This is a genomic window from Streptomyces sp. JH14 (assembly GCF_029428675.1).
In the GTDB taxonomy this organism is placed as follows: Bacteria; Actinomycetota; Actinomycetes; order Streptomycetales; family Streptomycetaceae; genus Streptomyces.
Map to the genome: position 1 here is coordinate 6,003,547 of NZ_JAJNEL010000001.1, position 12,827 is coordinate 6,016,373.

A 12,827-nucleotide genomic window follows, 5' to 3' on the forward strand; every position below is an offset into this window, starting at 1 on the left:
CGATGGGCGTTACCGGCTCCCCCACGAACATCAACCAGGGCACCCGCACCAAGGGCGGCATCGGCGAGTCCACGCTCCGCCCCGACGGCATCCTGAAGGTCACCGGCGAGTTCGCGTACTCCTCGGACATGTGGCACGAGGACATGCTCTGGGGTCACACCCTGCGCTCCACGGTCGCGCACGCCGAGATCGTCTCCATCGACATCTCCGAGGCGCTCGCCACCCCCGGCGTCCACGCCGTACTCACCTACGACGACCTGCCGACCTCGGTGAAGAACTACGGACTGGAGATCCAGGACACCCCCGTCCTCGCCCACGGCAAGGTCCGTCACCACGGCGAGCCGGTGGCGCTCGTCGCGGCCGACCACCCGGAGACCGCCCGCCGCGCCGCCGCGAAGATCAGGATCGACTACCGGGAGCTGCCCGTCGTGACCGACGAGGCCTCCGCCACCGCACCCGACGCGCCCCTCGTCCACGAGGGCCGGCGCGACCACCACGCCGGCCACGTCCCGCACCCGAACATCGTCCACCGCCAGCCCATCGTCCGCGGCGACGCGGACGCGGCGGCGGCCCGCGCCGATGTGATCGTCAGGGGCGAGTACGTCTTCGGCATGCAGGACCAGGCCTTCCTCGGCCCCGAGTCCGGCCTGGCGGTCCCCGCCGAGGACGGCGGCGTCGACCTGTACGTCGCCACCCAGTGGCTCCACTCCGACCTGCGCCAGATCGCCCCCGTCCTCGGCCTGCCCGAGGACAAGGTCCGGATGACGCTCTCCGGCGTAGGCGGCGCCTTCGGCGGCCGCGAGGACCTGTCGATGCAGATCCACGCCTGCCTGCTGGCGCTTCGCACGAACAAACCGGTCAAGATGGTCTACAACCGGTTCGAGTCCTTCTTCGGACATGTCCACCGCCACCCCGCGAAGCTCTGGTACGAGCACGGCGCCACCCGCGATGGCAAGCTCACCCACATGAAGTGCCGCATCGTGCTGGACGGCGGCGCCTACGCCTCGGCGTCACCGGCCGTCGTCGGCAACGCCTCCTCGCTGGGTGTCGGCCCGTACGTCGTCGACGACGTCGACATCGAAGCGATCGCGCTCTACACCAACAACCCGCCGTGCGGCGCCATGCGCGGCTTCGGCGCGGTCCAGGCGTGCTTCGCCTACGAGGCGCAGATGGACAAGCTCGCCGCCGAACTGGGCATGGATCCCGTCGAGTTCCGGCAGCTCAACGCCATGGAGCAGGGCAGCCTCCTGCCGACCGGGCAGGTCGTCGACTCGCCCGCCCCGGTCGCCGAGCTGCTGCGCCGGGTCAAGGCCCGGCCGCTGCCGCCCGAGCGCCAGTGGGAGGTCGCCGGCGAGGCGGCCGACGTACGGGCCCTGCCCGGCGGCCTGTCCAACACCACCCACGGCGAAGGCGTCGTACGCGGCATCGGCTACGCGGTCGGCCTCAAGAACGTCGGCTTCTCCGAGGGCTTCGACGACTACTCCACCGCCCGGGTCCGCATGGAGGTCATCGCCGGCGAACCGGTCGCCACCGTGCACACCGCGATGGCGGAGGTCGGGCAGGGCGGCGTCACCGTCCACGCCCAGATCGCCCGCACCGAGCTCGGCGTCGCCCAGGTCACCATCCACCCGGCCGACACCCGGGTCGGCTCGGCCGGATCCACCTCCGCCTCCCGGCAGACGTACGTCACCGGCGGCGCGGTGAAGCACTCCTGCGAGGCCGTCCGCGAGAAGGTCCTGGAGATCGGCCGCCGCAAGTTCGGTACGTACCATCCGGCCTGGGCCACCGCCGAGCTGCTCCTCGAGGACGGCAAGGTCGTCACCGACGGCGGCGAGGTGCTGGCCGATCTGGTGGACGTACTGGAGGACGAGGCGGTCGACATCGAGCTGGAGTGGCGCCACCGGCCCACCGAGGCGTTCGACCTGCGCACCGGACAGGGCAACGGCCACGTCCAGTACTCCTTCGCCGCGCACCGCGCCGTCGTCGAGGTCGACACCGAGCTCGGTCTGGTCAAGGTCATCGAACTGGCCTGTGCCCAGGACGTCGGCAAGGCGCTCAACCCGCTGTCCGTCGTCGGCCAGATCCAGGGCGGCACCACCCAGGGGCTGGGTGTCGCCGTCATGGAGGAGATCATCGTCGACCCGAAGACCGCGAAGGTGCGCAACCCGTCCTTCACGGACTATCTGATCCCCACCATCCTCGACACGCCGACCATCCCGGTCGATGTGCTCGAACTCGCCGACGACCACGCCCCGTACGGGCTCCGTGGCATCGGCGAGGCCCCGACCCTGTCGTCCACCCCGGCCGTCCTCGCGGCGATCCGGAACGCGACGGGACTGGAGCTGAACAGGACGCCGGTGCGCCCCGAACACCTCACCGGCACCTGAGAGCGGCTCCCGCCGAACTCTCCGGGCGGGGCGCGCCCGCCGGGAACGTCACACTTCCGCCGCGCGCACCGCCCGGAGATCCGAAGCACCGCACCGCTCGCGGTCTTCCGAAATCCGAGCAGCACCCGCAGCACCGCTGTGTGCGAAAAAGCGCAGTACCCGCACACGCACGCTGCAGGAACCGTTCGTCCCGGGCCGTCCCCCGGGTCGTGCAGCCAAGCAGTCATCCCAAATCCCGCATCCAGAGTCTCCATCGCGGGTGCCCCTGTGAACCTTGGGAGTCAGGCATCATGACCCAGCAGTCAGCGGAGCCCAGGACAACCGCGGAGGAAGCGGGCCGCGGCTCGCGCATCCCCGCCGGCAGATCGTGGCTCGACCGGTACTTCCACATATCCGAGCGTGGATCCACCGTCGCGCGAGAAGTGCGCGGCGGCGTCACGACCTTCATGGCCATGGCGTACATCCTGCTGCTCAACCCGCTCATCCTCGGCGGCCAGGACGTCGAAGGACATCTGCTCAGCCGGCCGGGGCTGATCACCGCCACCGCACTCGCGGCGGCCGCGACCACCCTGCTGATGGGTCTCGTCGGCAAGGTGCCGCTGGCCCTCGCCGCCGGCCTCAGTGTCTCCGGCGTCCTGTCGTCGCAGGTCGCGCCCGCCATGACCTGGCCGCAGGCCATGGGCATGTGCGTGATGTACGGCGTGGTGATCTGCCTCCTGGTGGTCACCGGCCTGCGTGAGCTGATCATGAACGCGATCCCGCTCCCGCTGAAGCACGGCATCACCATCGGCATCGGGCTCTTCATCGCCCTGATCGGCCTCTACAAGGCCGGTTTCGTCGGCAGGGGATCGCCGACGGGACCGCCCGTCACGCTGGGCGTCGACGGCGAGCTCGCCGGCTGGCCCGTCCTGGTCTTCTGCGTCACCCTTGTGCTGATCTTCATGCTGCAGGCCCGCGCCGTCCCCGGGGCGATCCTCATCGGCATCGTCGCCGGTACCGTGATCGCGGTCGTCGTCCACAAGGTGGCCGGGCTCGACGCCAAGGCGTGGAACATGTCGCCGCCGGAGCTGACCGGCGGTGCGGTCTCCGCCCCGGACTTCTCCCTCTTCGGGAAGGTCGAGTTCGGCGGCTGGGGCGACGTCGGCGCGATGACCGTCGGCTTCATCGTCTTCACCCTGGTGCTGGCCGGCTTCTTCGACGCCATGGCCACCATCATCGGTGTCGGTACGGAGGCCGGGCTCGCCGACGGCAGGGGCCGGATGCCGGGCCTGTCCAAGGCGCTGTTCATCGACGGCGCCGGCGGTGCGATCGGCGGTGTCGCGGGCGGCTCCGGCCAGACCGTGTTCGTCGAGTCGGCGACCGGCGTCGGTGAAGGCGCACGCACCGGTCTCGCCTCCGTGGTCACCGGCCTGTTCTTCGCGGCCTGCCTCTTCTTCACCCCGCTCACGGCGATCGTGCCGCCGCAGGTCGCCTCCGCGGCCCTGGTCGTCATCGGAGCGATGATGATGCAGAACGCCAGGCACGTCGACTGGAGCGACCGGGCGATCGCCGTCCCCGTCTTTCTCACCGTCGTGCTGATGCCGTTCACCTACAGCATCACCCCGGGAGTCGCCGCCGGCGTCCTCTCCTATGTGGCCATCAAGGCTGCTCAGGGCAGGGGCCGGGAGATCGGTGGCTTCATGTGGGGCCTTACCTTCATCTTCGTCATCTACTTCGCACTGCATCCGATCGAGAGCTGGCTGGGAGTCAACTGACCCCCGTCCCTGAACACCACGCCGAAGGAGCCACGTCATGCTGGACATCGCCGAAGAGCTGCACCGGTGGGTCGGGCAAGGACGCGAATTCGCCGTCGCGACCGTCGTGGCGGTCGGCGGGAGCGCGCCCCGGCCGCCGGGAGCCGCTCTCGCCGTCGACCGCGACGGGACGGTGATCGGTTCGGTCTCCGGCGGGTGTGTGGAGGGGGCCGTGTACGAGCTGTGCCGACAGGCCCTCGACGACGGGACCACCGTACGGGAGCGGTTCGGCTACAGCGACGACGACGCCTTCGCGGTCGGGCTGACCTGCGGCGGCATCATCGACATCCTGGTGACACCGGTCCGTGCGGACGACCCCGCACGCCCGGTGTTCGCCGCCGGTCTCGCCGCCGCCGTGCGGGGGGAGGCGGCGGCGGTCGTACGGGTCACCGACGGGCCGGCCGAACTCCTCGGCCGCCCGCTCCTCGTCCGCCCCGGTGGTTCGTACGAGGGCGGGCTCGGCGGACATCCGGAGCTGGACCGCACCGCGGCGGCCGAGGCCCGGGCGATGCTGGACGCGGGCCGGACCGGCCCGGTCACGATCGGTGCCGAGGGATCGCGCTGCGGCCGGCCGCTCCAACTGCTCGTCGAGTCGAGCGTCCCGCCGCCCCGGATGATCGTCTTCGGGGCCATCGACTTCGCCGCCGCCCTGGTCCGGGCCGGCAAGTTCCTCGGCTACCACGTCACCGTCTGCGACGCCCGGCCCGTCTTCGCGACGAAGGCCCGATTCCCCGACGCCGACGAGGTGGTCGTCGACTGGCCGCACCGCTATCTGGCGTCGACCGCCGTGGACGCGCGCACGGCCCTGTGCGTACTGACCCACGACGTGAAGTTCGACATCCCGCTGCTGGAGACGGCGCTGAAGCTGCCGGTGTCGTACGTCGGGGCGATGGGATCGCGCCGCACCCATCTGGAGCGCAACGAACGGCTCCTCGACGCCGGCGTCACCGAGCTCGAACTGGCCCGGCTGCACTCGCCGATCGGCCTCGACCTCGGCGCCCGCACCCCCGAGGAGACCGCGCTGTCGATCGCCGCCGAGATCGTCGCCGACCGGCGCGGCGGCAGCGGGGTTTCGCTCACCGGGGCACACACCCCGATCCACCACGAGGGCGGCCAACCGCCTGCCGGACACATCTCCTGGGTGGCCTGACCCGCACGGCCGAACGTTTCCGGCGCCGGCTCCGTCAAAGGAGGCGTGCATCTGCTGCTCGTCGTCGACGGGTTCCGCCATGTCGCGCGTCCGTTCCCGGGGAGCGGGACCGTGATGACGCGTATGGCGATCGAGCCTCGCCTCAGGGACTCCGGGGACCGGGGCCCGTGGGTGAAAGCAGCGGAAAAGAGGTGGAGTCGGCGGAGTTCGCCGGAACTCCCCGAAGGGCGGGATGCCGCCACGGCGGTATCCCGCCAGCGGAAGGCGCAGACGTGGGTGTGAATTTGCCGGTACATCAACCCCATGACATTCACACCCTCCTCCGCTTCCGGCCGGGCGAGACCTGTGCGCGCGGGACGCAGGGCCCTGCTCATAGCGACCTCGGTCGCTCTTGTGAGTGGTGCCCTGCTGCCCGCAGCAGGTGCCGCTTCGGCGGCGCAGGCCGCCCCCGGCGCCACCGGGCAGTCCCGGACCTCGGTCCACCAGTACGACATCACCCTGCTCACCGGCGACGTCGTCCACTACGAGGACGGTGCCGGCAAGCAGGACACCGTGACCGTGGACCGTCCCGACGGTGCGGTCGGCGGTGTGCATGTCCAGCAGGTCGGCGACGACGTCTACGTCCTGCCCGACGAGGCGACCGCGCTCATCGCGTCCGGGAAGCTGGACCGCCGGCTGTTCAATGTCTCGGGCCTCGCCAAGATGGGCTACGACGACAAGAAGACCGGTGGCATCCCGCTCATCGCCACCTACCCGGCGGGCCGGGCGCGTTCGCTGCCCGCCGTGCCCCGCGGGGCCAAGACGGTCCGTCAGCTCGACAGCATCCACGGTGCCGCGCTGAAGGCCGACAAGGACACCGCCCGTACCTTCTGGAACGACATCGCGCGTCCGTCCAACGCCCGGTCGCTCGACGACGGCATCGCCAAGCTGTGGCTCGACGGCCGCGTCGAGGCGGCGCTGAAGGACTCCGTGCCGCAGATCGGCGCCCCGCAGGCGTGGGCCGAGGGGTACGACGGCAAGGGCACCAAGGTCGCCGTCCTCGACACCGGCATCGACCCGACCCACCCGGACGTCAAGGACCGCATCCTCGAGTCGAAGAGCTTCGTGCCCGACCAGGACGTCCTCGACAAGCACGGCCACGGCACCCACGTCGCCTCCACCATCGCGGGCTCCGGCGCCGCTTCGGACGGCGTCAACAAGGGGGTCGCCCCCGGCGCGGACCTGATCATCGGAAAGGTCCTCAGCAACGAGGGCTCCGGCGCGGACTCCGGCATCATCGCCGCGATGGAGTGGGCGAAGGCCGAAGGCGCCGACGTCGTATCCATGAGCCTCGGCTCCGACATCCCGGACGACGGCACCGACCCGATGTCGCAGGCGGTCGACGCTCTCTCGGCGGACGGCGGCCCGCTGTTCGTGATCGCCGCGGGCAACGCGTACGGCGAGGGCACCATCGGTTCGCCCGGTTCGGCCGACAAGGCGCTGACCGTCGCCGCCGTCGACAAGCAGGACGCGCGCGCGGACTTCTCCTCCATGGGCCCGCTCACCCGGTCGAACGGGCTGAAGCCCGACCTGTCCGCCCCCGGCGTCGACATCAACGCCGCCGCCTCGCAGGCGATCCCCGGCATCAGCGGCATGTACCAGCAGATGTCCGGAACGTCGATGGCGACCCCGCACGTAGCGGGCGCCGCGGCGATTCTGAAGCAGCGTCACCCCGACTGGTCCGGTGAGCGCATCAAGGACGCGCTGATGTCCTCGTCGAAGCAGCTGCCCGACTACACGCCGTACCAGCAGGGCACCGGCCGCGTCGATGTGAAGGCGGCGGTGGACACGAGGATCGAGGCCACCGGCTCCGTCGCGGTCGCCACGTACGACTGGCCGCACAGCGCCTCCGACCCGGTCGCCCAGCGCACGATCACGTACCGCAACACCGGTACGCAGGACGTCACCCTGGACCTGGCCACCGACACGGACTCGGCCGCGTACACGCTCTCGACGCCGAAGCTCACCGTCCCCGCCGGATCCACCGCCGACGCCGTGCTGTCGCTGGACCCGTCGAAGGTCGAGCCGGGCACCACGTTCTCCGGCCAGGTCGTCGCGAAGGGCGCGTCCGGCGCGACCGTCGCGCACACGGGCTTCGCACTGAGCAAGGAGCGGGAGCTCTACGACCTCACGTACAAGCTCCGCGACCGCGCGGGCCAGCCGATGGACGGCTATGTCGTCGTCGGCGATCTGAACGACCCGTTCGGCAGCCTCAACGTCGTCCCGGTCTCCGGCGACACCACGCTGCGGCTGCCCCCGGGCACCTACACCTCCTGGGCCTCCGTCGACGTCGACGGTGACCGCCCGGACTCGAAGGCCGTCGCCTTCCTCGCAGAGCCGGAGACGGTCCTCGACAAGCCGACCACCGTCACCCTGGACGCGTCCAAGGCCCACAAGATCAGTGTGCGGACGCCGAAGGAGACCGAGACGCGGCAGCTGCGCTACGACATGGCGCGCACCTCACCGAACGGCATGGTCTTCCGCGACGCGTACCAGATCCCGATGACGTACGACCAGCTGTGGGCAAGCCCGACGAAGAAGGTCACCCAGGGCAGCTTCAGCTTCCTGACCCGCTGGCGCCAGGGCGAGAAGCAGATCGACCTGTCGGTCGACGGCCGTGACGTGCCGGTGGCCGTGCAGGGCGGTTCGCCCGTCGCCGAGAACGGCAGTCAGAAGCTGACCGGTGTCTTCGCGCGCAACGGCGCCGCGGCCGACTACCAGGGGCTGGACGTCAAGGGCAAAGCCGTCGTGGTCCGCCGCAGCGACGCGGTCGCCGCGGCCGACCGGCTGACCAACGCGCTTGCCGCGGGCGCCGAGGCGCTCTTCGTCGTCAACGACGGCCGCGGTGTGGCGATGGAGCAGTACACCGAGTGGGGCACCACGACCACCATTCCGGTCGCCTCGGTGCAACAGCTGGCCGGCGAGACCCTGATCAAGGAGGTCACGCGGGGCGAGAAGCTGACCATGACCCAGCGCAGGTTCGCCGGGTACGTGTACGACCTGGTCGACCGCCACAACGGCACCGTCCCGGACCGCTCGCTGGCGTTCGCCCCGTCGGCCCGCGAGCTGGCGAAGGTGGAGAACACCTTCTACGGGCACAAGGCCACCCTCGGCGGTGGCTACCGCTACGACATCCCGGACTACGGGCCCGGCATCGGCTTCGCCGAGTACGAGAAGTTCCCCGGAACCCGTGACGAGTGGGTCACCCCGCTTCCCGGCGCCTCCTTCTGGTACGAGGAGCATTCGGTCTTCAACGCCACGGAGACCGGCTTCGCGCACGAGATGCGCGGTGGCAACGACGACTACACAGCCGGCCGCACCTACGACACCGACTGGTTCGCGCCGATCAGCCGCCCGCGTCTGGGTACCGGCTACTGGGGTCCGTTCCGGTCCGTCAGCAACGACATGCAGTTCAACTTCACCCCGTGGACGGACTCGGGCGCGGGCCACTCGGGCTCCATGCCGGAGGACGAGTACGACACCACCACGACCGCTTTCTACCAGGGCGACACACTGGTCCAGAGCGTTGCGGGCCGGGCCGGGTACATCGGGGGCCTCTCTGCGGAGAAGCTGCCGTACCGCTTCGTCCTCGACTCCACCCGCGACGGCGACGTGTGGAAGACCTCCACCCGCACGCACACCGAGTGGAGCTTCGTCTCGGGCCAGATGGACCAGAACGGTCCCTGGCAGGCCGACCTGCCGTTGCTCCAGCTCGACTACAAGGTCGACACCGACCTCGCCGGTGACGTCGAGGCCGGCCGGTGGACCGAGATCGGTCTCGCCTCCGGTACGCAGGAGTGGCTGGAGGGCTCGGTGAAGGCGAAGAAGGCCTCGCTGTCGGTGAGTTACGACGACGGCAGGACCTGGGTCGGCGCGGAGGTGCACAGGACCTCCGACGGTCACTGGACCGCCCGGTTCCAGACGCCCGGGAAGGCCGGCGGCTTCGTCTCGCTCAAGGCGCACGCCGAGGACGGGAAGGGGCTCGGCGTCGACCAGGAGATCATCCGCGCGTTCGGTCTGAAGTGACCTTCCCCGCAGCGATCTGCTGAGCGGCCCGATCGAGGCGGCTGCGCACCCCGGACCGGGATGCGCAGCCGCCTCTTCGCGTTCGGCAGCGGGGGAGCGTCACCGCCGGTCACGTCCCCACGTGAACGCCACGCAGAGCAGTACCGGCGCCGCCGCGAGCGCGAAGCACGCCGCGAGCGGCACCCGGCCCACCAGCAGGCCGACCGCGGCCGTGCCCGCCGAAGATCCGGCATTGACCGCGGTGTTGACCCAGGCACCCGCCTGTGTCCGGCTGCCCGGGCCGACGGACTCGTCCGCGATCAGGTACGCGGTGGTGAGGGCGGGAGCGACGAACAGCCCGGCCGCGGCGACCACCGCCACCAGGACGTAAAGGTTCGGTGACGCCCCCGCCACCATGAGGGCCGTCCCCAGTGCCACGGCAAGTGCCGTCAGCCGTAGCCGACTTGACCTACGCCACGAGACGGCGCCGTAGGCCAGACCGCCGACCGCGCTCCCGGCGGAGAGCGACGCCAGCACCCAGGCCGCGGCCGCACCTTGACGATGCAGGTCGGTGAAGGCCACCACGAGCAGGTCGAGGGCCCCCAGACACAGACCGACGCCTGCCGTCACCACGACCGCGTGACGCAACCCGGCGACACCGAGCAGCCGTTGCCCGGTGGATCCGGAAGGGCCGGCCTGTGCCTCCTTCGGGGGGCGGGCACCCGTGCCGCGCACCGCCGGGGACGACACCATCGCGATGGCCCCCACGAGCACGAGCGCGGCGCTGACCGCCACACCGGTCGCGGGCTCGGCGAACCTCACCAGGAGGCCCACCAGCAACGGCCCGGTGACGAACAGCAGTTCCTCGGCCACGCCGTCCAGGCTGTAGGCCCGCTGCAGCAGTTCCCTGTCGGGTACGAGGGTGCTCCACACGGTCCGCATCACCGGACCGAGCGGTGGTGTGCAGGCGCCGGCGGTCACGGCCAGCACCCCCAGGTGGAACCCCGACGCACCGGGCCGCCAGGTGGCATACGCGACGGCGGAGAGGAGCAGCGCGTAGGCGGTGGCCATGGGCGGCAGCGCCCGGCGTGGCCCGTACCGGTCTATCAGTGCGGCGCGGGCGGGCGAGAGAAAGACACTGGTGGCCCCGAACAGCGCCATGACGGCGCCCGCCACGGAGTACGAGCCGGTGGCCCCTTTGACCGCCAGCATCAGGGAGAGGGAGACCATCCCGTACGAGAGCCGCCCCAGGAGTGCCGCACCGAAGGTGCGGGAGGCATGACGGGTACGCAGGACGGTCGCGTACGAAGGAGCGCGCGAAGGCGAAAGCATGGGGGCTTGTCCTCGGAAATGCAGTACGGAGACACACACTGCGCGTGTGCAGGGACGCCGAAGTGCCGCACCCCGGGGTGACACGGGGTGCGGGCGGTGCGGAGTCCTAGACACGGAGGAGGAGCATGCGTGCCAACGTAGCAGGTGGCCTGCGGGCGCCGTCAGCCCTGCGGGCAGCTGCCGTTGCCGGTGTCCTGCGCCACCTGTGGACGCACGGAAACCGTGCACGCCGGACCGGCGTCACTCGGCGCCGCCTTCGACCCCGGCTCGCCGGTTCCGCCGCCGGGCAAGGACCGGGCGGGGGACGTCGAGCCGGAGCCAGGGCGCAGGCGGGGCGGGGTCAGCGGCCCGCCTGCAGCGCCGCCCAGTTGCCGCTGCCCGTGATCCCGTCGACGGCCGGCCCACGGGCCGTCTGGTACGTGCGCACCGCTGTCTCCGTGGTGGCACCGAAAGTCCCGTCGGCGTCCACGGTCGTGCCGAGCGCCGCGGTCAGCGAGCGCTGGAGCCGCCTCACATCCGGGCCCGAGCTGCCCTGCTGCAGAGTCGGCGTGGTGCCGGCCGACAGCAGAGCGGTCCAGGTCTGCGCGCCGACGATGCCGTCGGCAGTCAGCTCGCGGGCCGTCTGGTACGCCTTCACCGCGCTCTCGGTGCCCGCGCCGAAGGCTCCCGCCTCGTCGCCGGTGGTGAAGCCCTGCTCGGTCAGCAGCTGCTGCACCGCCTCGACCCGGGCGCCCGACGATCCGCTCCGCTGGCTCGTGTACGAGGTGAAGCTCAGCCCCTCGCCGCTGCCGTCGGTGCCGTCGCCTTCGACGTAGCCCATGTAGAGGTTCCAGTCCCAGTACTTCCCCGGGTCGGTGTGGTCGCTGTCCTGCGCCTCGCTGTGCCCGATGATGTGCGTCCGGTCCTTGGGGATCCCGTACGTGTCGCACAGCGCGCGGGTCAGCGCGGCCGAGGAACGGTACATCGCGTCCGTGAACCAGGACGGGTCGTCGACGAAGCCCTCGTGCTCGATCCCGAGCGCCGAGGCGTTGGCGTTCTTCGCGTGGTACGCGGTGTCGCGGTCGCGCACCATCTGTGTGATCTGCCCGTCGGAGGAGCGGATCACATAATGGGCGCTCACCTCGGACGTGGGGTTCTGGAACCAGCTGATGGTGCCCGCGTACGACCCCTGCGTGACATGGATGATCACCTTGTCGATCTTCGCCGACCGGCCGGCGGCGAAGTTGTGCGCATCGGCCGGGACCCACAGGGCGGACGGGTAGTCGGGGCTCTGCGTGCGTACGTCGGCGGTGGCGAACGGGCCCTTCTCCGGAGCGACGGGCCGCGCCGCGACCGAGATCCGCTCGCCGCCGGGGACGGTGGCGCTGAGCCCGTGCGCCAGGAACGTGTAGACGGCGTCGGCGTAGAGGGCGGCGGTGCGGCCGGTCGAGCCGCTGTACTGCGCGACGGCCGGGTACCAGGCGTCGATGTCGTCGCGCTCGCCGCCGTCGAGGCCGAGCCGGTCCGCATACCAGCGCAGCACGGCCGCGCCGCCCAGGATGTTGGCCGTGGTGTCCCGCCGCAGCCGTGACAGCGGCTCACCGGTGAGGTCGGCAGCCTTCTCCAGCGTCCGGTTCGTGGGGTTGCTCACCAGGTGCATCACGCCGTACCCGTTCGCCTGGCTGGGGCGGCCGGCGTGGCCGTCGAGGTGGGTCTCGCCGTAGCCGACGGCGGCGAGCAGATCGCGCGGTACGTCGAACTGCCCGGAGGCCCTGACGAATGCCTGGTTCATGGCGTGACGGGTGGCGGCCTGGGGCGCCGGAGGAGGCGCGGCGGGGGCGGCTAGGGCCGGTGTGCCGGTCGCGGCCAGCGCGGTGACGGTGAGGGCTGCGAGGACGGATGCGCGGACCCTTGTGTGGGCTGCGGCTCGTCTGGGCATACCTGCTCCTGCTCTGTGGGGAGAAGAACCGCCCACGGACCCGAGTGGGGTGGGCCGAGGGCCGCGAAGCCGCCCACGGTATGCATCTGTTCAGGGCATGACAATGATCTTGCCGTGTGTCGAACTCCCCTTCACTCCAATGGCATGGGGGCGACGGGTGGGAGCTCCGGGGGTGGAGCTGCGATTCGGACACCTGGACGGTC

At 70.9% G+C, this 12,827-nt stretch carries 6 protein-coding genes; 4 read left to right on the forward strand and 2 right to left on the reverse strand.

Annotated features, from left to right (window positions below):
* Positions 1–2: 2 nt before the first annotated feature.
* The 4 genes from LRD69_RS27025 to LRD69_RS27040 all read left to right on the forward strand — a co-directional run bounded on the left by LRD69_RS27025 (position 3) and on the right by LRD69_RS27040 (position 9,395).
* Positions 3–2,387 (forward strand): molybdopterin cofactor-binding domain-containing protein, encoded by a 2,385-nt coding sequence (locus LRD69_RS27025; RefSeq protein ID WP_277329141.1) that lies wholly within the window; start codon positions 3–5, stop codon positions 2,385–2,387.
* A 290-nt stretch (positions 2,388–2,677) separates the two neighbouring features.
* Positions 2,678–4,141 carry an NCS2 family permease gene (locus LRD69_RS27030; protein WP_277329142.1) on the forward strand — a complete coding sequence of 488 codons (1,464 nt, stop codon included), beginning with the start codon at positions 2,678–2,680 and terminating at the stop codon, positions 4,139–4,141.
* A 37-nt stretch (positions 4,142–4,178) separates the two neighbouring features.
* A complete protein-coding gene (locus LRD69_RS27035; protein ID WP_277329143.1) occupies positions 4,179–5,330 on the forward strand; it encodes an XdhC/CoxI family protein in 1,152 nt (383 codons plus the stop codon).
* Between the two features lie 303 nt (positions 5,331–5,633).
* Positions 5,634–9,395 carry a S8 family serine peptidase gene (locus tag LRD69_RS27040; protein WP_277329144.1) on the forward strand — a complete coding sequence of 1,254 codons (3,762 nt, stop codon included), beginning with the start codon at positions 5,634–5,636 and terminating at the stop codon, positions 9,393–9,395.
* A 99-nt stretch (positions 9,396–9,494) separates the two neighbouring features.
* On the opposite strand, the gene LRD69_RS27045 is transcribed toward LRD69_RS27040, so the two are convergent.
* The gene (locus LRD69_RS27045; protein ID WP_277329145.1) at positions 9,495–10,706 is read right to left on the reverse strand and encodes an MFS transporter; all 1,212 of its coding nucleotides are present in this window, start codon (positions 10,704–10,706) and stop codon (positions 9,495–9,497) included.
* Positions 10,707–11,046: 340 nt separating this feature from the next.
* Positions 11,047–12,624, reverse strand: coding sequence for an N-acetylmuramoyl-L-alanine amidase (locus LRD69_RS27050; RefSeq protein ID WP_277329146.1), 1,578 nt, complete (start codon positions 12,622–12,624; stop codon positions 11,047–11,049).
* Positions 12,625–12,827: the final 203 nt, after the last annotated feature.